Origin of the sequence: Streptomyces rhizoryzae (genome assembly GCF_023155275.1) — a bacterium.
In the GTDB taxonomy this organism is placed as follows: domain Bacteria; phylum Actinomycetota; class Actinomycetes; order Streptomycetales; family Streptomycetaceae; genus Streptomyces; species Streptomyces rhizoryzae.
The window spans coordinates 38,304-59,982 of the sequence record NZ_JALMUV010000029.1; the positions used below are offsets into that span (position 1 = coordinate 38,304).

The 21,679-nt window shown below is 71.9% G+C and carries 17 protein-coding genes and 1 tRNA gene; 4 read left to right on the top strand and 14 right to left on the bottom strand.

Annotated features, from left to right (window positions below):
- Nucleotides 1–236: 236 nt before the first annotated feature.
- From MUU72_RS22130 to MUU72_RS22190, 13 genes are all read right to left on the bottom strand, one after another.
- Entirely contained in the window at nt 237–929 is a 693-nt protein-coding gene (locus MUU72_RS22130; protein ID WP_248015096.1) for an arsenate reductase/protein-tyrosine-phosphatase family protein, read from the bottom strand.
- Entirely contained in the window at nt 929–1,576 is a 648-nt protein-coding gene (locus MUU72_RS22135; protein ID WP_248015097.1) for an L-threonylcarbamoyladenylate synthase, read from the bottom strand. The genes MUU72_RS22130 and MUU72_RS22135 overlap by 1 nt, the downstream gene beginning before the upstream one ends.
- Nucleotides 1,577–1,658: 82 nt before the next feature.
- Entirely contained in the window at nt 1,659–2,504 is an 846-nt protein-coding gene (gene prmC, locus MUU72_RS22140; RefSeq protein WP_248015098.1) for a peptide chain release factor N(5)-glutamine methyltransferase, read from the bottom strand.
- Nucleotides 2,505–2,540: 36 nt separating this feature from the next.
- Nucleotides 2,541–3,611 carry a peptide chain release factor 1 gene (gene prfA, locus MUU72_RS22145; RefSeq protein ID WP_248015099.1) on the bottom strand — a complete coding sequence of 357 codons (1,071 nt, stop codon included), beginning with the start codon at nt 3,609–3,611 and terminating at the stop codon, nt 2,541–2,543.
- Nucleotides 3,612–3,779: 168 nt separating this feature from the next.
- Nucleotides 3,780–4,004, bottom strand: coding sequence for a 50S ribosomal protein L31 (rpmE, locus tag MUU72_RS22150; RefSeq protein ID WP_248015100.1), 225 nt, complete (start codon nt 4,002–4,004; stop codon nt 3,780–3,782).
- 152 nt (nt 4,005–4,156) lie between these two features.
- Nucleotides 4,157–5,281: an LCP family protein gene (locus MUU72_RS22155; RefSeq protein ID WP_248015101.1), complete on the bottom strand. Its 1,125-nt coding sequence runs from the start codon at nt 5,279–5,281 to the stop codon at nt 4,157–4,159.
- Nucleotides 5,282–5,616: 335 nt separating this feature from the next.
- Complete coding sequence (gene rho / locus MUU72_RS22160; RefSeq protein ID WP_248015102.1) at nt 5,617–7,668, bottom strand: transcription termination factor Rho; 2,052 nt, start codon at nt 7,666–7,668, stop codon at nt 5,617–5,619.
- 376 nt (nt 7,669–8,044) lie between these two features.
- Entirely contained in the window at nt 8,045–8,962 is a 918-nt protein-coding gene (gene thrB, locus MUU72_RS22165; protein ID WP_248015103.1) for a homoserine kinase, read from the bottom strand.
- A gap of 384 nt (nt 8,963–9,346) precedes the next feature.
- A complete protein-coding gene (thrC, locus tag MUU72_RS22170; protein ID WP_248015104.1) occupies nt 9,347–10,432 on the bottom strand; it encodes a threonine synthase in 1,086 nt (361 codons plus the stop codon).
- A gap of 8 nt (nt 10,433–10,440) precedes the next feature.
- Nucleotides 10,441–11,733 (bottom strand): homoserine dehydrogenase, encoded by a 1,293-nt coding sequence (locus tag MUU72_RS22175; protein ID WP_248015105.1) that lies wholly within the window; start codon nt 11,731–11,733, stop codon nt 10,441–10,443.
- 157 nt (nt 11,734–11,890) lie between these two features.
- The gene (gene lysA, locus MUU72_RS22180; protein ID WP_248015106.1) at nt 11,891–13,282 is read right to left on the bottom strand and encodes a diaminopimelate decarboxylase; all 1,392 of its coding nucleotides are present in this window, start codon (nt 13,280–13,282) and stop codon (nt 11,891–11,893) included.
- A 131-nt stretch (nt 13,283–13,413) separates the two neighbouring features.
- Nucleotides 13,414–14,484, bottom strand: coding sequence for an ArgS-related anticodon-binding protein NrtL (gene nrtL / locus MUU72_RS22185; RefSeq protein WP_248015107.1), 1,071 nt, complete (start codon nt 14,482–14,484; stop codon nt 13,414–13,416).
- A gap of 578 nt (nt 14,485–15,062) precedes the next feature.
- The gene (locus MUU72_RS22190; protein ID WP_248015108.1) at nt 15,063–15,476 is read right to left on the bottom strand and encodes a response regulator; all 414 of its coding nucleotides are present in this window, start codon (nt 15,474–15,476) and stop codon (nt 15,063–15,065) included.
- Between the two features lie 238 nt (nt 15,477–15,714).
- Between MUU72_RS22190 and MUU72_RS22195 the strand changes: the two genes are divergently transcribed.
- The 4 genes from MUU72_RS22195 to MUU72_RS22210 all read left to right on the top strand — a co-directional run bounded on the left by MUU72_RS22195 (nt 15,715) and on the right by MUU72_RS22210 (nt 19,707).
- Nucleotides 15,715–15,786, top strand: a tRNA-Arg gene (locus tag MUU72_RS22195).
- A 293-nt stretch (nt 15,787–16,079) separates the two neighbouring features.
- Nucleotides 16,080–17,027, top strand: a complete 948-nt coding sequence (locus MUU72_RS22200) for a DUF3800 domain-containing protein (protein WP_282504437.1) — start codon at nt 16,080–16,082, stop codon at nt 17,025–17,027.
- A 405-nt stretch (nt 17,028–17,432) separates the two neighbouring features.
- Nucleotides 17,433–17,624 carry a hypothetical protein gene (locus tag MUU72_RS22205; RefSeq protein WP_248015110.1) on the top strand — a complete coding sequence of 64 codons (192 nt, stop codon included), beginning with the start codon at nt 17,433–17,435 and terminating at the stop codon, nt 17,622–17,624.
- 202 nt (nt 17,625–17,826) lie between these two features.
- Nucleotides 17,827–19,707: a DNA/RNA helicase domain-containing protein gene (locus MUU72_RS22210; RefSeq protein WP_372503237.1), complete on the top strand. Its 1,881-nt coding sequence runs from the start codon at nt 17,827–17,829 to the stop codon at nt 19,705–19,707.
- 59 nt (nt 19,708–19,766) lie between these two features.
- Here the strand turns inward: MUU72_RS22210 and MUU72_RS22215 are convergent, their stop codons facing one another.
- Complete coding sequence (locus MUU72_RS22215; protein WP_248015112.1) at nt 19,767–21,656, bottom strand: DNA/RNA helicase domain-containing protein; 1,890 nt, start codon at nt 21,654–21,656, stop codon at nt 19,767–19,769.
- Nucleotides 21,657–21,679 lie beyond the last annotated feature (23 nt).

Here is a 21,679-nt window from a genome sequence, read left to right on the forward strand (position 1 = left end):
TACGGGACCAGGGCACGTCGCACGTGCCCCCGGGGACCGTCCGGCCCTGCGTACCGGGCAGGCCCCACTGCCAATGTAGGCGCGGCCCGCGGAGCGTGCGCGACGTGCCGGCGCCAATCGGGGGGCCCGGGCCGGCCCCGCGGCCGCCACGGGGCCCTCCAGGGGCGTTCCCAGGGCCTTCGGGCCGGTCGCCGGGGCCCGGCCCGTCCGGTGCCGCCCCGGCGCTCCACCGGCCCTTACGCGGGCGCGGGGACGCCGGTGAGCGCGGTGACGACCGGGTCGAGCGCGCTGTTGATCTCCTCGCCGATGGAGCGGAAGAACGTGATCGGCGCACCGTAGGGGTCGTAGACCTCGTCGGACTCCGGGTTGGGGGCCAGCAGCCAGCCGCGCAGCGCGGCGGCCGCGCCGACCAGCGCCCGGGCCCGCTCGACCAGTCCGCCGTCGGGCAGGTCCGGGTCGGGCTCCGGGAGGGTGGCCGGGTCTATCGCCCGCACCAGGCGGTTGAACTCCTTCAGCGTGAAGGTCCGCAGCCCGGCGGAGTGGCCCATGGAGATGACCTGGGCGCGGTGGTCGCGGGTGGCGGTGAGGACCAGGTCGGCCCGGATGACGTGCTCGTCGAGCAGCTCGCGGCCGATGAAGCCGGCCGGGTCCGCGCCGTAGTCGGCCAGCACCGTCGCCGCGTGCGCCTCCATGGGAGCGCCCTCATGGCCCCAGGTGCCCGCGCTCTCCACCAGCAGGCCGCAGCCGCGGACCGCCTGCACCGAGCCCAGCCGCTCCTGGAGGGCGTGGCGGTGCAGCCGTTCGGTGATCGGCGAGCGGCAGACGTTGCCGGTGCTGACGTGGAGGATCCGGAAACAGGGCGCGGGGTCCGCCGGGGCGGAGAGGGGGACGCCGCCCGGGCCCGCTATGCCACGCCCCGGGGGCGGCATCAATTGGCCACCTCGAGCTCGGGTACGACCTTGCGGAGCTCCTCCGCGCTCAGCGCGCCCTCGCGCAGCAGCACCGGAACCGCGCCGGTGACGTCCACGATCGAGGAGGGCACCGCGGCGGGCGTCGGGCCGCCGTCGAGGTAGACCGAGACCGAGTCGCCGAGCATCTCCTGGGCCGCGTCGCAGTCCTGCGGCGAGGGGTGGCCGGTGAGGTTGGCGCTGGAGACCGCCATCGGGCCGAACTCGTTGAGCAGTTCGATGGCGACCGGGTGCAGCGGCATCCGGACCGCGACCGTGCCGCGGGTCTCGCCCAGGTCCCAGGTCAGCGACGGCTGGTGCTTGGCGACCAGGGTCAGCGCCCCCGGCCAGAACGCGTCGACCAGCTCCCACGCCTGCTCGGAGAACTCGGTGACCAGGCCGTGCAGGGTGTTGGGGGAACCGACCAGGACCGGGGAGGGCATCCCCCGGCCGCGGCCCTTGGCCTCCAGCAGGTCGCCGACCGCCTCCGGGCTGAAGGCGTCCGCGCCGATGCCGTAGACGGTGTCGGTCGGCAGCACGACCAGCTCGCCGCGGCGGACGGCCGAGGCGGCCTCACGCAGGCCGGTCGCGCGGTCGGTCGCGTCGCTGCAGTCGTATCGCCGTGCCATTAGCGGTCCTCCTCGTGCGGAACGGTTACGCGGAACGAATACTGCCGGTGCGTCGGTGGCACCGGGCGCCGGGGCGGGCGGTTCATGGCGTCGCCCGCCGCGCGGTGGCGAAACGGGGCCGGTTGTTGAGGTCGGGGTGGTCGGCCGCGTCCGCCCAGCCCTGCTCCTCGCTAAAGATCCACGGCACCTGCCCGCCCTGGGTGTCGGCGTGCTCGACGACGACCACGCCACCGGGCCGCAGCAGGCGGTGCGCGGTCCGCTCGATGCCCCGGATGGTGTCCAGGCCGTCCTCGCCCGAGAACAGCGCCAGCTCCGGGTCGTGGTCGCGGGCTTCCGGCGCCACGTGCTCCCACTCGGTGAGCGGGATGTACGGCGGATTGGAGATCACCAGGTCGACCTGCCCGTCCAGTTCGGGAAGCGCGGAGAGCGCGTCGCCGTGGTGGAGAACGACGCGGGACCCCTCGACGTTCTGGCGGGCGTACCCCAGGGCGTCCTCGGACAGCTCCACGGCATGCACCCGGGACCGCGGCACCTCCTGCGCCAGGGCCAGGGCGATCGCCCCGGAGCCGGTGCACAGGTCGACGATCAGCGGTTCGACGACGTCCATGGCGCGCACCGCGTCTATGGCCCAGCCGACCACCGACTCGGTCTCCGGGCGGGGGACGAACACCCCTGGCCCGACGGCGAGTTCGAGGTAGCGGAAGAACGCCCGGCCGGTGATGTGCTGGAGGGGTTCGCGCGCCTCGCGGCGCGCGATGGCCTCCCAGTAGCGGGCGTCGAAGTCCGCGTCGGGCACGGTGTGCAGCTGGCTGCGCTTGACGCCGTGCACGTGCGCGGCCAGTTCCTCGGCGTCGAAGCGCGGTGAGGGCACGCCGGCGTCGGCCAGCCGCTGGGTGGCCTGGGCCACCTCGGCGAGCAGCAGGTTCACGGGGGTCCTCCAGCCGTGCGGACGGGTTGTGCGGTCTTACTGGGCGGCGGCGAGCTTGGCCGCCGCGTCGGCGTCGACGCACGCCTGGATGACCGGGTCCAGCTCGCCGTCGAGCACCTGGTCGAGGTTGTACGCCTTGAAGCCGACCCGGTGGTCCGAGATGCGGTTCTCGGGGAAGTTGTAGGTGCGGATGCGCTCGGAGCGGTCGACCGTGCGCACCTGGCTGCGCCGGGCGTCGGACGCCTCCCGCTCGGCCTCCTCCTGGGCCGCGGCCAGCAGCCGGGAGCGGAGGATGCGCAGCGCCTGCTCCTTGTTCTGGAGCTGGCTCTTCTCGTTCTGGCAGGAGACCACGATGCCGGTGGGCAGGTGGGTGATGCGGACCGCGGAGTCGGTGGTGTTGACGGACTGGCCGCCGGGCCCGGAGGAGCGGTAGACGTCGATCCGCAGGTCGCCTGCGTTGATCTCCACCTCGACCTCCTCGGCCTCGGGGGTGACCAGCACGCCGGCCGCGGAGGTGTGGATCCGGCCCTGGGACTCGGTGGCGGGCACCCGCTGGACGCGGTGCACCCCGCCCTCGTACTTCAGCCGCGCCCAGACGCCCTGGCCGGGCTCGGTGCCGCCCTTGGTCTTCACCGCGACCTGGACGTCCTTGTAGCCGCCGAGGTCGGACTCGTTGGCGTCGAGGATCTCGGTCTTCCAGCCGACCCGCTCCGCGTAGCGCAGGTACATCCGCAGCAGGTCGCCGGCGAACAGCGCGGACTCCTCGCCGCCCTCGCCGGCCTTGACCTCCAGGATGACGTCCTTGTCGTCGCTGGGGTCGCGCGGGACGAGCAGCAGGCGCAGCTTCTCGGTCAGCTCCTCGCGGCGGGCGTCGAGCTCCTTGACCTCGTCGGCGAAGTCCGGGTCGTCCGCGGCCAGTTCGCGGGCGGTCTCGATGTCGTCGCCGGTCCGCTTCCACGCGCGGTACGTGGTGATGATCGGGGTCAGTTCGGCGTAGCGCTTGTGGAGCCGCATGGCCTCGCGCTGGTCCGCGTGGACCGCGGGGTCGGCCAGCCGCTTCTCGAGGCCGGCGTGCTCGCCGACCAGTTCCTCGACCGCCTCGAACATCGTGTGTTCCTCTGCTGACTGCTGGTGTGGCTTCCCGGGGCCGCGGGGCCCCGTTGCCGCGGTGCGGCGGGCCGTCCCCGGCCGGGCGGACCAAGGGTACGGACGACAAAGACGCCGGTCCGGTCCCCCCTGTCCGGGGGCGACCGGAGACCGGCGCCTTGCGGGTCGCTACTTCTTGGCGGCCTTGGCGTTCTTGCCGAAGCGGGCCTCGAAGCGGGCCACGCGGCCGCCCGTGTCCAGGATCTTCTGCTTGCCGGTGTAGAACGGGTGGCACTCGGAGCAGATGTCGGCACGGATGGTGCCGCCGGCCACGGTGCTACGGGTGGTGAACGACGCGCCGCAGGTGCAGCTGACCTGGGTCTCGACGTACTCCGGGTGGATGTCGCGCTTCAAGGGATTCTCCTAGGTTCGGGAGTGCACCGGGTCGTGGCGCGTTTTGCGTCACGTGAACCGGGGCCGACGATCCAGTCTGCCAGGACTGGCCGTATCTCCCAAAACCGGGGTACGGCCACCGGTATTCCCCGGTCCTTGCCGGGCGGCCGCGGCTACTTGACGTAGTGGGCCGTGCCGCCCTTGTCACCTGCGGAGCCCTTGGTGGCCGACGCGGGGATGGCGCGGTCGTTGCGCAGCGCGTCCCAGACGGTGCGGCTCTGTGCGGCCAGCGGCAGCACCCGGTCGGGGTTGGCCGGGTCGTAGGCGACCGGCAGGGTGACCATGTGGATGCTGTCCGAGGGGATCCCGCCGAGCTCCTTGCCCAGGCCGGTCAGCGCGGTGACCGAGTTGAGGTCGGTGTCGGTGGTGACGGCCTTGGTCGCGGTGTCGGCGATGTCGTAGAGCTTGGCCGGGTTGGAGAGCACGCCGACGCTGCGGACCTGCTTCATCAGCGCCTTGACGAAGGTCTGCTGGAGCTGGATGCGGCCCAGGTCGCTGCCGTCGCCGCCGGGGACGCCGTGCCGGGTGCGCACCAGGCCGAGGGCGTCCTCGCCGTTGAGGGTGTGGGTGCCGGGCGTCAGGTGCAGGTGGCTGTAGCGGTCGTTGATCGGCTTGGTGGTGGTGATCTCGACCCCGCCGAGCGCGTCGATGAGCTTCTTGAAGCCGGTGAAGTCGACCTCCAGGAAGTGGTCCATGCGGATCCCGCTCATCGACTCCACGGTCTTGACCGCGCAGGCCGGGCCGCCGACCTCGAAGGCGGTGTTGAACATCACCCGGCGCTGCCCGGGGACGTTGCGGCCGTTCGCGGTGCAGTCGGGCCGGGTGATCAGGGTGTCCCGGGGGATGCTGACGACGCTGGCCTTCCGGTGGCCCTGGTAGACGTGCACGACCATCGCGGTGTCGGAGCGGGCGCCGCCCTCGTCCCGGCCGTAGGAGGCGTTCTTGCCGGCCCGGGAGTCGGAGCCCATGACGAGGATGTCCATCGAGCCGTTGTCGATGTTCTTCGGCCGGTCGCGGCCGAGCGCGGCGTTGATGTCGACGCCCTTGAGGTTGCCGTTGAACTTGAAGTAGAGGTACCCCAGGCCCGCGCCGCCCAGCAGGACCGCGCTGACCAGCGCGCACAGCGTGGTGGTCAGGATCCGGCGGCGCCGGGGCGGGGACTTGCGCCGGCGGCCGGTGGGGCGTATCGCACGGCCGCGGCTGCCGTCCTGCCGTGCGCTCCGGTCGCTTGGCGCCATCTGCTCCTCAGCCCTTCGTCGGTCGACTGCTCCTCGCCGTCACCTGTGCCGTAGGCGGTTGATTGCCCAATCAGACGGGAGGCCGACCGGAAGGGTTGCACAGGGCGTTATGAGCGTTTTCTTAGAAAGACTCCCGCCCCGGCGCCGGCGCGGCCCCCGTTTCACCACTCTCACCAGGCATTTCGCCGCACCGAACGCTCCGCCGGAAACTGCGTACGCAGTACGAATCTGTGCGGAACGTCTCAAGCGGGACGCGGCGCGACGGCGGAACGGCCGGGCCCCCTCGTCCGCGGGGGACGAGGGGGCCCGGCCGTTCCGGCGCGCGGCCGCGGGCGTCAGTCGTTGCCGTTGCCCGTGGTCGGCGTCGTCTTCTGGATCTGGAGCAGGAACTCCGCGTTGGACTTCGTCTGCTTCATCTTGTCCAGCAGCAGCTCGATGGCCTGCTGCTGGTCCAGCGCGTGCAGCACCCGGCGCAGCTTCCAGACGATGGACAGCTCCTCGCTGCCCATGAGGATCTCCTCCTTGCGGGTGCTGGACGCGTCCACGTCCACCGCGGGGAAGATGCGCTTGTCGGAGAGCTTGCGATCGAGCTTGAGCTCCAGGTTGCCGGTGCCCTTGAACTCCTCGAAGATCACCTCGTCCATCCGGGAGCCGGTCTCGACCAGCGCGGTGGCCAGGATGGTCAGCGAACCGCCGTCCTCGATGTTCCGCGCGGCACCGAAGAAGCGCTTCGGCGGGTAGAGCGCGGTCGAGTCGACACCACCGGACAGGATGCGGCCGGAGGCGGGCGCCGCGAGGTTGTACGCGCGGCCCAGGCGGGTGATGGAGTCCAGCAGCACGACCACGTCGTGACCCAGCTCGACGAGGCGCTTGGCGCGCTCGATGGCCAGCTCGGCGACGGTGGTGTGGTCCTCGGCCGGGCGGTCGAAGGTCGAGGAGATGACCTCGCCCTTGACCGACCGCTGCATGTCGGTGACCTCTTCGGGACGCTCGTCGACGAGGACGACCATCAGGTGGCACTCGGGGTTGTTGCGGGTGATCGAGTTGGCGATCGCCTGCATGATCATGGTCTTGCCGGTCTTCGGCGGCGCCACGATCAGACCGCGCTGGCCCTTGCCGATCGGGGTGATCAGGTCGATGATCCGGGTCGTCAGCCCGCCCGACTCACCCTCCAGGCGCAGCCGCTCCTGCGGGTAAAGGGGCGTCAGCTTCCCGAACTCGGCGCGCTGGCGGCCCTGTTCGGGCGCCATGCTGTTGACGCTGTCCAGCCGCACCAGGGCGTTGAACTTCTCGCGCCGCTCGCCGTCCTTGGGCTGGCGGACCGCGCCGGTGACGTGGTCGCCCTTGCGCAGGCCGTTCTTGCGGACCTGGGCGAGCGAGACGTACACGTCGTTCGGCCCGGGGAGGTAGCCGGAGGTCCGGATGAACGCGTAGTTGTCGAGGATGTCGAGGATGCCCGCGACGGGGATCAGCACGTCGTCCTCGGACAGCTGCGGCTCGTTGGCGAACTCCTCGCGGCCGCGGCGGCCCCGGCGGTCGCGGTAGCGCCCGCGCCGGCCGCGCCGGCCGCCGTCGAAGTCCTCGTCGTCGCCGTCCCGGCGGTCGCGCTGGCGGTTGCCGCCCTGACCGCCGCCGTCGCCGGCGTCGCTCTTGCGGCGGTCCCCCCGGTCGCGGTCCCGCTCCCGGTCCCGGTCGCGGTCCCGCCGGCCGCGCTCGCCCTTCTGGCCGCGCTCCTGGCGGTCACCGCGCTCCTGGCGCTCGCCGCCCTTGGCGGACCGGCCGTCGCCGGCGTCCTGCGCGGCGGTCTCGGTACGGGCCTCGGTCTTGACCGCGGTGGCGGCCTCGGCCTTGGTCTCGCCCTCGGGGCTGCCCGCGGGGGCGGTGGCCCGGCGCCGGCGGCGCTCACCGGCCGGGGCCTCGTCGGTGGGGGCACCTCCCTGGTCGAGCGAAGCCGAGACCTTGGGGGACGGCTGGCCGGGGATGTCGATCTGCTGCTGGGCCCCGGCCTTCTCCCCGGTCTTGACCGCCTTGGCGGCCTTCTCGGTCTTGGCCGCCGGCTCGGCCTCCTCGCCGGTACGGGCCTTGGAGGTCGTACGGCGCTTGGGCTTGGTCTCGGTGTCGGCGGGCGCGTCGGCCTTGGCAGCGGTTCCGGAGCCGGCTGCCTGCCTCTCCTTGATGACCTCGATCAGCTGGCTCTTGCGCATCCGCGCGGTGCCCTTGATACCGAGGCCGGAGGCAACCTGCTGCAGCTCCGCCAGGACCATGCCCTCAAGGCCGGTGCCGGAACGGCGGCGCCGCGTGGTGGCAGGCGCGGCGGGAGCGTCCGTGGCGGGCGTGGTGGCACTGCCATCGGTGCGCGCGCCCATCAGATCGGTGGTGTCGCTCACGAAGGGTCCTTCCCTGGAGCGGGCGTCGGCCTGTCTGGCTCGGCGACCGGTTGTGCTGTCCGGCTGGGTCCTTGGTCTTGCGGACCGGGCCGGGGCGGTGGTCCCGCCGGATACGGCGGAAAGATCAATTCAGGGCTCCGGCGTGAAGATGTTGAGGTGTGGCTGGTGTCGTCACGCCGATTCCGGAGCTTTGCTCACTCCTGCTCAGGACAAAAGCTCCAAGCAGTTTGGGAGGCTCCCGGAAGAAAGTGGTCCCGATGGGGGACCCGAAGCACCGCGCCAGACTGGCGTCGGGTACTGACTTGAGGTTAACACTACCGGATCCAACAAACATTCCCCCTCTCCAAGACCGGCAATCGTTGATCACTCCGTGTGATCACCCGGCGAGCGGCAGCACACACGTGCCGACCGCGTCGAGGGTCAGCCGGTTGGCCGCCCACCCCTCTCCCGCCAGCGCCGCGACCTTGTCGGCCGTGGCCTCTTCCACCAGCGCGAGCACCGTGGGGCCCGCACCGGAGATGACCGCGGGGACGCCGTCCGCGCGCAGTCGGTTCACCAGGCCCACGCTCTCCGGCATCGCGGGGGCGCGGTAGTCCTGGTGAAGTCGGTCCTCGGTCGCGGCGAGCAGCAGCTCGGGGCGCCTGGTCAGGGCCTCGACGAGCAGTGCGGCGCGGCCGGCGTTGGCCGCCGCGTCCCCGTGCGGGACGGTGCGCGGCAGCAGCCCGCGGGCGGTCTCGGTCAGTACCGGCTTCCCCGGGACGAAGACCACCGGAACGACGGAAGGGGCCGGTTCCATCCGGATCGCCCGCGCGGTGCCGGTGTCCGTCCAGGCGAGCGTGAAACCGCCGAGCAGGCAGGCGGCGACGTTGTCGGGGTGGCCCTCGATCTCGTTGGCCAGCTCCAGCAGCGCGGCGTCGTCGAGCTTCTGCTCGCCGCCTATCGTCACGGCGCGGGCGGCGACGATCCCGGCGCAGATGGCGGCCGAGGAGGAGCCCAGGCCGCGGCCGTGCGGGATGCGGTTGGCGCAGACGATCTCCAGGCCGCGCGGCTGCCCCCCGAGCACGTCGAAGGCGGCGCGCATGGCCCGTACGAGCAGGTGGCTCTCGTCGCGCGGCAGCGTGTCGGCCCCCTCGCCGGCGATGTCGACGTGCAGGCCGGAGTCGGCGACCCGTACCACGACGTCGTCGTACAGGCCCAGGGAAAGACCCAGGGCATCGAAGCCGGGACCGAGATTGGCGCTGGTAGCGGGGGTGCGCACCCGGACGGCGGCGGCGCGGAACGCGGGACCGGCCATCGCTCGATGACTCTCCTTGATTGATGCTGCGGTACTGCCCCCGAGCACAGCTCCGCGGCGCCGAGGCGCCCGGACGGCTCGTGGGGTCTGTTCTGACCTGCCCTGCGCGCCACTGCGTTATGCCGTGGGGAGGGGAGTTGGGTGCCAGCCTATCGAAGGAAGGTTCTGTCGCGACATAGGGCGCACAGGAGGCGCACGATGCGTGTCGCGCGCCATGCCGTGCCCCGACGCCGCCTTTGCAGCGTTTGCTGCGTTTGCTGCGTTTGCAGCCCGCGCGGGTGCCGCCCCGCGTCGGCGGGAGCGCCCGGCGCGGGGGATGACGGGCGGCCGGCCGGCCCGTCATCCCCGTCGCGTCGCGGCAGGTCCGGGGGGTGCCCGGACCGGTCAGCCGAGGCCGAGCCGCTCGGCGGCGGCGTCCGCGTCGACCGGGACCGTGACCGGCTGCGGGGCACCGGCCACCGCCCAGTCCGGGTCCTTGAGGCCGTTGCCGGTGACGGTGCAGACGATCCGCTGGCCCGGATCGACCTTGCCCTCCTGCGCGGCCTTGAGCAGACCGGCGACCGAGGCGGCCGACGCGGGCTCCACGAAGACACCCTCCTTGGCCGCCAACAGGCGGTAGGCGGCCAGGATTTGACGGTCCGTCACCTCATCGATGAGGCCGCCGGACTCGTCCCGGGCGCGCTCGGCGAACTCCCACGAGGCGGGGTTGCCGATCCGGATCGCGGTGGCGATGGTGTGCGGGTCCTTCACGACCTCGCCGCGCACGATCGGGGCGCTGCCGGACGCCTGGAAGCCCCACATCCGCGGGGTGCGGGCGGCGAGGCCGTCGGCCGCGTACTCGCGGTAGCCCTTCCAGTAGGCGGTGATGTTGCCGGCGTTGCCGACGGGCAGCACATGGATGTCCGGGGCGTCGCCGAGCATGTCGACGATCTCGAAGGCGGCGGTCTTCTGGCCCTCGATGCGCACCGGGTTGACGGAGTTCACAAGTGCGACCGGGTACTTCTCGGAGAGGCCGCGGGCCAGCGTCAGGCAGTCGTCGAAATTTCCGTCGACCTGGAGGATCTTGGCGCCGTGCACCAGCGCCTGGCCCATCTTGCCGAGCGCGATCTTGCCCTGCGGGACCAGCACCGCGCAGACCATCTGGGCCCGGACCGCGTAGGCGGCGGCCGAGGCGGAGGTGTTGCCGGTGGAGGCGCAGATGACGGCCTTGGCGCCCTCCTCCTTGGCGCGGGTGATGGCCATCGTCATCCCGCGGTCCTTGAACGACCCGGTGGGGTTGGCACCCTCGACCTTGAGGTGCACCTCGCAGCCCGTGAGCTCGGACAGCACCTGGGCCGGCACCAGCGGCGTACCGCCCTCCCGGAGGGTGACGGCCTCGGTGGTGTCGCTGACCGGCAGCCGGTCGCGGTACTCCTCGATGATTCCGCGCCACTGACCGTTCGCGGTGGTCACGGTGGAATTGGCAGACATGGGTTCCTTTACTCCCCTTCGACCCGCATGATGCTGACGACACCGCGGACGGTGTCCAGCTCGCGCAGCGCCCCGACCGTCGAGGACAGGGCCGCGTCGGTCGCCCGGTGGGTGACGACGACGAGGTCCGCCTCTCCGTCCTTGCCCTGCTGGCGGACCGTATCGATCGATACGCCGTGTTCGGCGAAGACCGTCGCGACCTGTGCCAGAACGCCCGGCTTGTCGGCCACGTCGAGACTGATGTGGTAGCGGGTGACGACCTCACCCATCGGGCTCACGGGCAGCGCGGTGTACGCCGACTCCCCCGGCCCGGTGGCTCCGGCGAGCTTGTTGCGGCAGACCGCGACGAGGTCGCCGAGGACCGCGGAGGCGGTCGGCGAGCCGCCCGCCCCGGGCCCGTAGAACATCAGCTGGCCGGCCGCGTCGGCCTCCACGAAGACCGCGTTGTACGCCTCGCGGACGGAGGCCAGCGGATGCGACAGCGGGATCATCGCCGGGTGCACCCGCGCGGTCACCGAGCCGCCGTCCGCGGCCCGCTCACAGATCGCCAGCAGCTTGACGGTGCACCCCATCCGCTTGGCGGAGGCGATGTCGGCCGCGGTGACCTCGGTGATGCCCTCGCGGTGCACGTCGTCGATGGTGACCCGGGTGTGGAAGGCGATCCCGGCCAGGATCGCGGCCTTGGCGGCGGCGTCGAAGCCCTCGACGTCGGCGGTCGGGTCGGCCTCGGCGTAGCCCAGCGCGGTGGCCTCGTCCAGCGCCTCGCTGTAGCCGGCGCCGGTGGTGTCCATCTTGTCGAGGATGAAGTTCGTGGTGCCGTTGACGATGCCGAGGACGCGGTTGACCTTGTCGCCGGCCAGCGACTCGCGCAGCGGGCGCACCAGCGGGATCGCACCGGCGACCGCCGCCTCGTAGTACAGGTCGGCGCCGTGCTTCTCGGCCGCCGCGTGCAGCGCGGCACCGTCGGCCGCGACCAGCGCCTTGTTGGCCGACACCACGCTGGCGCCGTGCTCGAAAGCGGTGGTGATCAGGGCGCGGGCCGGTTCGATCCCGCCGATCACCTCGATGACGACGTCGATGTCACCGCGTTTGACCAGCGCGGTCGCGTCGGTGGTGATCAGCTCGGCCGGGACGCCGGCCCGCACCCGCTCCGGGCGGCGGACGGCGATCCCGGCGAGCTCCACGGGCGCCCCGATGCGGGCGGCGAGGTCGTCGGCGTGCGTCGTCATGATGCGCGCCACCTCTGAGCCGACCACACCACAGCCCAGCAGCGCCACCTTCAGCGGACGCGTACGCATCATTCGACCTCGTCTTTTCTTCGTTCCAGCGGTTTCATGCTCGGTCACGCACCAGTTTCCTGGTCGTGGTCCAGTCTCACGCACCGGATGACGGTTTCCGCCGTTCGTCCGGATGCCGAGACATTTATTTCATCCGGGGCCCGCTCCCGGCGATCCGCCCCTACCCGACATCCAACCGCAGGAGATCTTCCTCCGTCTCCCGCCGGACGATCACCCGGGCCGCACCGTCGGCGACCGCCACCACCGGCGGCCGCAGCGCGTGGTTGTAGTTGCTCGCCATGGACCGGCAGTACGCACCGGTGGCCGGCACCGCCAGCAGGTCACCGGGCGCCGTATCGGCGGGCAGGAAGGCGTCCCGGACGACGATGTCGCCGCTCTCGCAGTGCTTGCCGACCACCCGCGACAGCATCGGCTCGGCCTGCGACATCCGGGAGGCCAGCACCACGCTGTACTCCGCGTCGTAGAGCGCCGTGCGGATGTTGTCCGACATCCCGCCGTCCACCGAGACGTACGTCCGCAGGCCCTCCAGCTCCTTGACCGTACCGACCTCGTAGAGCGTGAAGGCCGTCGGCCCCACGATCGCCCGCCCCGGCTCGACCGACAGCCGCGGCACGCCCAGCCCGGCGGCCTCGCACTCCTTGCCGACGATCTCCCGCAGCGCCCGGGCGATCTCGTGCGGCTCACGCGGATCGTCGTCCGAGGTGTACGCGATGCCCAGGCCGCCGCCGAGGTCGATCTCCGGCAGCTCGATGCCGTGCTCGTCCCGCACCTCGGCCAGCAGCTGCACCACCCGCCGCGCGGAGACCTCGAAACCGGCCATGTCGAAGATCTGCGAGCCGATGTGGCTGTGCACGCCGATGAGTTCGAGCCCGTCCAGCTTCAGCGCGCGCCGCACCGCCTCGGCGGCCTGGCCGCCGGCCAGCGCGATGCCGAACTTCTGGTCCTCGTGCGCGGTGGCGATGAACTCGTGGGTGTGCGCCTCGACACCCACCGTCACCCGGATCTGCACCCGCTGCCGCTTGCCCAGCCGCTCCGCGATGTGCGCGACCCGCACGATCTCCTGGAACGAGTCGAGCACGATCCGCCCGACGCCGGCCTCGACGGCCCGGGTGATCTCCTCGGTGCTCTTGTTGTTGCCGTGCAGCGCGATCCGCTCCGCGGGCATCCCCGCGTCCAGCGCCGTCGCCAGCTCACCCCCCGAGCACACGTCGAGGTTGAGGCCCTCCTCGTGCAGCCACCGCACGATGGCCCGGGACAGGAACGCCTTGCCCGCGTAGAAGACGTCGGCGTCCGGCCCGAACGCGTCCTTCCAGGACCGGCAGCGCGCCCGGAAGTCCTCCTCGTCCAGGAAGTACGCCGGCGTGCCGAACTCCTCGGCGAGCGCGGTCACGGCCAGCCCGCCGACCGTCACCGCACCGTCGGCGTCACGCCGGACGGTGCGGGACCAGACGCGCGGGTCAAGGGAGTTGAGGTCGGCGGGCGGCGCGGTGTAGTGCCCCTCGGGCAGTACGTCGCCATGCCGGGGCCCTGCGGGATGCGCGGAACGGCTCATAACGGAAACGGTCCCCTCAAGATCGTTCAGAGGTGGTCATCAGGGCGGCGGCCGGCGGCGCGGTCCCGGCCCGGCCGCGGCGAAAGCGGCCGCTGGCGCGGGCCCCGGGCCTGACCGGCACACCATCGGGATCACACATGGTCAGGAGCAGAGATGCCGAGCAGGTGCAGGCCGTTCCCCAGCACCGTCCCGGTGGCCTCGGCAAGGGCCACCCGCGCGCGGTGCACGGCCAAGGGTTTGCACTCGCCGGCGGGCAGCGGCGGGAACTCCTCCTGCCACCGCAGATACGCGTCCGCGGTGGCCTCCAGATGCCGCACCACCCGATCCGGCGCCCACCGCCGCCCCGCGGCCGCCACGGCCGTCGGATACGTCGCGAGACACGTCTCCAGCGCCTGGAGCACGGGAGGGACGGGCTGCGCGCCCTCGTCGCCGGCGGAGGCCACCACCTGGCCGGGCTCACCGGTGACGGTCACTCCTCGGCCCGGCTCACCGCCGGTCGCCACCACCTCGCCCGGCTCGCCGGTGAAGCCCAGCTCGCCGGCGTTCCGCACCATGGCGCGGGTGCGGGCGTAGGCGTACTGCACCCGGAACCGCGGATTGTCCTCGTGCTGCACAGGGCGCTCGGGCACCCGCACCGGATCGGCCGCCGCGGGCTTCAGCAGCACCCACCGCGCCTCGTCGGCGCCCAGCTTCACGACCAGCCCGGCCAGCCCGCCGTCGTCCTCCACCGCGTCCACCGCGTCGCCGCCCCGCCCCAGGCGCGCCATCACCTCACCCGCGACGCGCTCGCGCGCCCGGGCCCACTCCCCCGCGTACCTGGCCGGCCCGGCGGGCCGGCCCGGCCCCTCCGCACCCGCCTCCGGCTCCCCGTACCGCGCGCCGCGCGCCAGTACGTCCGCCACGAGCCCGGCCGTCGCGCCCGCGCCCAGGTGGAAGTTGAGGAATCCGGGCCCGGCGATCTCGACCCGGGCGATCCCGGCACTGCCGGCCAGCCGCCGGCGCAAGATCTCGGCCACCTCACGCGCCGGCAGCCCCGCCTGCCCGGCGAGCTGGAGCGCGACATTGGAGGCGTACTCCCCGCACCCGGGCCGGGGCGCCGGCCGCACCACGATCCGCGCGGGCACGGCCACGGACAGCTCCCGTTCCGCAACGGCACCGCGCACGGAGCGCAGGACGGTACGGGACAGCTCGGCCGGGGTCACACCCCCAGCGTAGGCGAGAGGGACCACCCCCACGCGCACCGATTCCGCCCTGTGGACACCGCCCCGCCGACCCCCGCCGGCCGCCTCCCCGAAACCCCTTTCGCCCCCACCCCGTCACCCCGCAAACCCCACGGCAAGACCCCGCCCCCCACCGCAAACCCCACGGCCCGCGCCCACCCCGCACAAACCCGAAAACGCCCCTGCCCGCGCCCGGAACCCGACGGGTGACGCACAGCACAATGCGCCCCCGCCGCGACCGACCGAGCACTGCACCAAGCGACCGAACGGACCACTGACCGGCTGACCGGGGCCGGCTGACCGACTGACCGGCTGACCGGCTGACCGGGGCCGGCTGACCGACTGACCGGCGGGACGATCGGGCCTCCGCCCGTCCCCTTTCGCCCGTTCACCCTTCGCCGGTCCGCCCTTCGCCGGTCCGCCCGCTCGACCGGTGGGCCGGCTGCCCCCCTCCCGCCTCCGGCCCACCGCCGAGCTCGGCCCCCGTGGCCCCGGGCCTCACGGAAGGGACTGCCCCGCCCCCCCTGGAGCCCCGCCCCTCCCTAGAGCCCCGGGGAGCCCTAGAGCCCCGGGGAGCCCTGCGGGCCGGGCTCCCGCTGGCGCCCCTCCCGCACCAGCATCCCCACCGTGCGCACCAGCTCCATCGGCTCGAACGGCTTGGCCAGAAAGGCGTCGATGCCCACCGACTCCCCGTCGTCCACGCTCTCCGTACAGGCGCTGACGATGGCGATCGGGATGTCCCGGGTCCGCGGATCGGACCGCAGCCGCGCCGCGGTGTGCAGCCCACCCAGCCGCGGCATGGCGACGTCCAGCGTCACCACGTCGGGTCTGACCTGGTGGATGACGTCCAGACACTCGGCACCATCAGCCGCGGTCACGACCTCGAAGCCCTCCAGCTCAAGGTTGACCCTGATCAACTGCCGGATCACCTTGTTGTCATCGACCACAAGGATCCGACCGGACAAGCCAGGCACACCATGAGACTAGGTGCCCACCTGCGGCTGCGTCCCGGTTTTGCCCACTTCCGCCCCCGTGCGAGGGACCTTTCCCCGACCGCCTCCGGCCCACCCTCCCCATGCGGTAAGGGCGCCCTTCCTTCCCCCTCCGGCCCCACCCCGGCACCCGGCTCCGCGGCCGGCCCCCGAAGTGTTCATGAGCACCCCATCGGAGCTGGTAGTGTTCTACTCGTCGCCGCAACGAGCGGCCGACAAAGCCCCCGTAGCTCAGGGGATAGAGCAACGGCCTCCGGAGCCGTGTGCGCAGGTTCGAATCCTGCCGGGGGCACCTCAGTGAAGGTGTCGAAGATCCCTTGACTGGCGAGATGCCGGTCAGGGGATCTTTTGCTTTGGGCACGGGGTGGCTGCTGGGGCCGGCGTGGTGGGCCGGGCGTCGTGCGCGGGCAGGGCGGGTGTCGGTTTCGGCCGGGGGCGTTGCCCGGTGGGGGGTGCTCCCCTACGCTGCTCGGCAGTACGAACACCACCGCTGCGTCCGGGCGTTGTCCGGCGTGGCACCTCCTATGGCCGTCCCCTGGGGATCTTGGGGCCGGCCATAGCTGTTTTCGTGTCTGGGGGAGCCTCTTGTACCTGTGTTACCTCGATGAGTCCGGGACCGGTCAGACGTTCAATCCGGCGGTGTCCGACTCGGTTCCGGTCATGGTCGTCGGCGGGTTCACGGTGCCGGAGGAGCAGATGGCGGCACTGGTCGAGGACTTCATCGGGCTGAAGAAGAGGTTTCTGCCGGAATTGCGTGCGCTTCCGTCCGTGACGCAGGTGATCCACCACGAGATCAAGGGCGAGACGCTCCGCAGGCGGTTCCGCCGGGAGCCACGCAATCCGAAGCGCATGGCGCATGGGTTCCTGGACAAGCTGCTCACGATCCTCGAACGGCGCGAGTGCACCGTCCTGGCCCGGATCTGGGTCAAGCAGGACGGGGTGAGAAATGACGAGGCCGCGATGTACGCCGCATCGGTGAGCACGCTGTGCGCCACGTTCGAGCACTATCTGGCCGAGCGGTCGGACAGTGGAATCGCGGTGCTCGACAGCCGGAATCCCCACGACAACATGGGCAATGTGCACTGTGTGACCACACAGCGGTTCGGCGCAGGCGGTGACCCGCTGCCGCATCTGCCCGAGTCGCCGGTGTTCGGGCACAGCAATACGCATGTCGGGCTGCAGATCGCCGATCTCCTGGTGTCGGCGGTGCTGGCCCCGGCGGCGGCCGTGACGTACGCGGGCGACCTCGGCGACGTCAACGTGCACTGCCACCCGGGGTACGCCAAGGTACGCGAACGGCACTGCCCGCGGCTGGGCAAGCTGCAGCACCGATACCGGACGGCGGCCGGCAAGTGGGCGGGAGGAGTGGTCGTTTCGGATGCCCGCGGCCGGCAATCGGGCCGGAAGCTGTTCGCCCCGGTGGCGGTGGAGGGCGTGGGCGGCGGCCTGATGCACGGAGTTCCCGGTCAGGTGGCGCCGCGCGATCTCGCGCCGGTGGCGGTGGTTCCGCCGGAGCCTTCTTCCGTGCCGTAGCGCGAATTGAGAAGGAGCAGGATTAGGAGCAGGAGAAAGCGTCCTTGGTGGTCGGAATTCTGATCAGGGTGGGAAATTCCTTGTCGCTCCATTGATCAATCCCGAGTCCTGGGCGCAACTCGGCATCAACAGGCTTCCGGGGACTCGCCCCGGACGCGTCTTCCGCCACCCTATGGAGTGCACGCGTGCTTTCCCTCCGGTCCGGCGGCCCTTGCGCGCCGCCCGTCTTCGCACTGCCAGTGATCGACAGCGACCGGATGCACCGGCCGGCACCGCACCGGCGGGCCACCCTCGCCCCGCCCGCTGCCCCCTTTCCTCATCCGCGACCTGTCCGAAGCATGGGGAAACGTTCCTGCCCTGGTAACGCCCCTTGTGCTGCGACGCAGGTATCCGAAGGGAACCGCAGTGCTGTCCGATCCCGCTGTCCTCGCGGCCTGCTCGGCCGCTGCCGTGGTGGCGTGCTGCGCGCTGCTGGTCGCCGGCAAGACCGCCGGTGACGCCTTGCGCGGCAGCCGCTCCGCCGACCGCTCGCAGATTCTCCGTTCGCTCGCCGATGCCTCCCGTTATCCGCTGACGCCCTGGCGGCGCCGCAGGTAGCCCTGCCCGGCTCCGGGAGGGGCACCGCGGCGGTGCCCCTCCCGGAGCCGGAACGAACCGCCGATAACCGCAGAGTTAGAGTTGAGACGCATCATGCAAGCGGCCCGCCGGGCTTCCGCTCCTGAGACGGATCCGCCGTCCAGGTACTCGAAGGACATGCCCCCACCCGCTCCAGCGATTTCGTGCTGCCTGGGGGCTTTTCTTGCTTGTTCGTGAATCCGTCGCGCGGGTCGCCGCGCGTAATGGCGAGGGAATGCTGGAGCGACAGCTGGCCGAGCAGTTCGCGCACGTGCACGGCTACCGCCCGGGGGAATCCGAGGTCCGGTCGTGGCGGCGCAGTATTCCGGCCCTGACCGACACCCTGCTCGACGCCGGGCTCGGGGAGGTCGAGATGCTGATCGAGTACGGGCTTCCGCTCACCAGTAAGCGGGCGGACGTGGTGCTCGCCGGGGTGCATCCGGACACCGGGGGACCGTCGTACGTCGTCGTGGAACTGAAGCAGTGGAGCGAGGCGTATTCCGACGAGGACGACGAGCCCGCGCTGTGCCGGGTCGACGCGTACCCCCGCCCCGTGCTGAATCCGATAGAGCAAGTCCGCGGCTACTGCGCGTACTTGGTGTCGTTCAACGGCACGCTGGCGCGGAATCCGGAGCAGATCGCCGGCGTCGCCTATCTCCACAACGCCACCGAATTCGGAGTGAGCGGCCTCTACGCGGCGCCGCAGGACGAGCACGGGCGGATGTTCACCCAGGAGCGGCGGGGGGAGTTCGTCGGCTATCTGCGGTCCAGGCTGGCCCCGGCGCCGGGGGCCGAGGCGGCCGACGCGCTGCTCGCGGGCCGGATCCAGCCGTCGAAGCAGCTGATGGCGGTGGCCGCGGACGAGGTGCGGCAGCGCGAGCAGTTCGTGCTGCTGGACGAGCAGCGGGTGGCCTACGAGATGGTGCTCCGGGCCGTCGAACGGGCGCACGCGTCGGACCACAAGGAAGTGGTGATCGTGACCGGCGGCCCCGGAACGGGCAAGAGCGTCATCGCGCTGTCCCTTCTGGGTGAGCTGTACCGGCGGGGGCTGCCAGCGCTGCACGCGACCGGATCGCAGTCGTTCACCAAGACGATGCGGAAGGTGGCCGGCGCCCGCAAGCGCGAGGTCCAGGACCTCTTCAAGTACTTCAACAGCTTCATGACGGCGCGGCCGAACAGCCTGGACGTGCTGCTCTGCGACGAGGCGCACCGGATCCGGGAGACCTCCGCCAACCGCTACACCCGGGCCGAGCACCGTACGGGCAAGCCACAGATCGACGAGCTGATCGAGGTGGCCCGGGTGCCGGTGTTCCTGCTGGACCAGCACCAGGTGGTGCGGCCGGGGGAGATCGGCCGGGTGGCGGAGATCCGGGCGGCCGCGGAGCGGCGCGGGTTGCGGTGCCGGGAGGTCTCGCTGGACAGCCAGTTCCGGTGCGGTGGCAGCGACGCCTACCTGCAGTGGGTGGTACGGCTGCTCGGGTTGGAGGGCGACGGGCCGGTGGTCTGGGAGCCGGACGGCCGGATGGAGCTGGCGGTGGCCGGGACGCCGGCCGAACTGGAGGCGTTCCTGGAGGAGCGCCGCGCCAAGGGGTACGGGGCGCGGATGTCGGCGGGGTACTGCTGGCGGTGGTCGGACGCCCGGCCCGGGGAGCCGCTGCCCGCGGACGTGGTGATCGGCGACTGGGCGCGGCCGTGGAACCTCAAGGGCGAGCGCTCGGTGATGGGCGCGCCGCCGTCGGCGCTGTGGGCCACCGACCCCGCGGGGTTCGGGCAGGTCGGCTGCGTCTACACCGCGCAGGGCTTCGAGTACGACTGGAGCGGGGTGATCCTGGGGCCGGACCTGGTCTGGCGCACCGATCGCTGGGTGGTCGACCGGACGGCCTCCAAGGACCCGGTCTTCAAGCGCTCCACACCCGACGCCGACGTGGACCGGCTGATCCGGAACACCTACAAGGTGCTGCTGACCCGCGGCATGGTCGGGACGGTCCTCTACTCGACCGATCCGGAGACCCGGGCGAAGCTGCGCGAGTTCGCGGGGCAGGATGGGACGGCGGGGGACGCGTAGCCGTTCGGCCACCGCACCCCGCGCGCCGCGGACGGCCCGGTGCCCGTCCGGCGCCGGTGCTACCCGGCGCCGCCGTCGGCCCCGCCGTGGACCAGTTCCCGCAGCCGGTCCTGGGTTTCGGGGTCCGTTGAAAACAGGACGGTGCCGGCCATCCCCCGGGTCAGCAGGACCTTGTAGGTGTTCCGGATCAACCGGCCGAAGTCGGTTTCGGAAGCGGCTTTGAGGGCCTTGTCCCAGCTCTCGGACCTGTCGGCGTGCCAGTTGTCGCCGCGCCAGACGAGGTCGGGCCCGAAGATCACTCCGTTCCAGTCGTACTCGAATCCCTGCGCGGTGTAGATGCAGCCGATCTGGCCGAAACCGGCGGGGTCGGTCGCCCAGAGGTCCGAGGGCGGCAGGCCGCGCAGCGGCTCGGGTGAGGCGATGTTCCACGGGCGCCGCCAGGTGCCGATGACGATGTCGTCCACCAGCGTGCCGTCCCGGTTCGGTGGGCTCCACGGCCAGCAGAATCCGGCCGTGATGCGGGCGGTGCGGTCCTCCGCCCGCTTGGCCCGCAGGACGTCCTCGAGCTCCGCGGGGCTGCCGGCCACCCGCACCGTGAACTTGCCGTCCCCCTGCCACCGGTATGGGCCGCCCGGTTCCAGCCCCAGCAGCCGCAGGACCCACGCCTCGTAGGCGCGGCTGCCGCCGCAGCGGAACTGCGCGTCCAGGTCGACGTGGCGCACGATGATGCCCCGCTCGGCCGCCGCCTTCCCGATGACCGCGGCCGTGCCCGTCTCCCCGGGGCGCACGACCTGGTGCTCGTCCAGGAGGAACACCGGGACCCGGGCGGCGTCGATCAGTTCGTCGATCTGCCGCCGGAGGGCCCATTTGCTGCCGGCGGGGGCTCCGTTGGAGGTCTCGCGCAGACGGTGGGCCTCGTCCAGGATGAGGACGTCGAGATCGTTGGCCCTGGCCTTGCCGAAGCTGTTGAAGTACGTGAAGAGCTTCCCGGTGCCGGACCGGCCCTCGGTGAGGGTGCGCTGCAGTGTCCTGGTGAAGGACTTCGAGCCGGTCGCGTGGGCCACCGGGTGGCCGCGCCGGGCGAGTTCTCCCAGCAGGGACAGGGCGATGACGCTCTTGCCGGATCCCGGCCCGCCGCTGACGAGCACGATCTCCTTCCGCCCGTTGCCCTGCCGGTGCACCTCCGCGAGGGTCCGCAGCACCAGGGAGAACGCTTTCTGCTGCTCGCCGAGCAGCGTGAAGTGGCGGCGGCCCAGTACCTCGTCGGCGGCGGCGTCCAGCAGCCTGGTGGCGGGCGCGCGCCGGCTGTCGAGCAGCGCGTCCACCAACCGGAAGTCCGGGTCGGGGGCGATCCGTTCGCGGAGGAAGGCGGCGAACGCCTCGCGGCGCGTGCGGGTGAAGAGCCGGTCGCAGGCCACGGGCGCCGCGAGCAGGCTCGCGACGTCGTCGTCGGCGGCGTTGTGCAGAAAGGCCACCCCGCTCACCCGGTCCTCGTGCCCTTCCAGTTCTCGGGTGAGGTCGACGAGGTATGCGCAGTAGCGGCGCACCTGGGCGACGGGGTGCAGCTGGGCGCGCCGGGGTTTCAGGCCGCGGACCTCGCACAGGTCGTCCGAGCCGCTGATGGTGCGGGCGGCGCTCCACTGCTTGAGTTCCACGACGACGTAGGCCGGTTCGCGGGTCTGCGGGTGGACGCCGACCAGGACGGCGTCGGCCCGCAGGCTGCACAGCGGCAGGGGGTACTCCAGCAGCATTTCCAGGTCGCCGAGTCCCGTTTCGGTGAGCAGCGCGGCCAGGGCGTACAGGCTCTCGCGCCAGGAGGCGACCTCGGCCGCCGACGGCCGCTGCTGGTTGGCGAAGAAGTACGCCTCTTTGAGTTCTTCGACGTACTGCCGGGGGTCGGAGGCGGCATCCTCGACTATGGAACGGGCCGACCGGCGCAGCGCAGTCACGGGGCTCCCCCAGGGCACACGAG

Bases quoted from the DNA above. Each gene is read 5' to 3' on its own strand.
- MUU72_RS22130 (WP_248015096.1), bottom strand. From the start codon at position 929: ATGCCGCCCCCGGGGCGTGGCATAGCGGGCCCGGGCGGCGTCCCCCTC.
- MUU72_RS22135 (WP_248015097.1), bottom strand. From the start codon at position 1,576: ATGGCACGGCGATACGACTGCAGCGACGCGACCGACCGCGCGACCGGC.
- prfA (WP_248015099.1), bottom strand. From the start codon at position 3,611: ATGTTCGAGGCGGTCGAGGAACTGGTCGGCGAGCACGCCGGCCTCGAG.
- MUU72_RS22155 (WP_248015101.1), bottom strand. From the start codon at position 5,281: ATGGCGCCAAGCGACCGGAGCGCACGGCAGGACGGCAGCCGCGGCCGT.
- thrB (WP_248015103.1), bottom strand. From the start codon at position 8,962: ATGGCCGGTCCCGCGTTCCGCGCCGCCGCCGTCCGGGTGCGCACCCCC.
- thrC (WP_248015104.1), bottom strand. From the start codon at position 10,432: ATGTCTGCCAATTCCACCGTGACCACCGCGAACGGTCAGTGGCGCGGA.
- MUU72_RS22175 (WP_248015105.1), bottom strand. From the start codon at position 11,733: ATGATGCGTACGCGTCCGCTGAAGGTGGCGCTGCTGGGCTGTGGTGTG.
- lysA (WP_248015106.1), bottom strand. From the start codon at position 13,282: ATGAGCCGTTCCGCGCATCCCGCAGGGCCCCGGCATGGCGACGTACTG.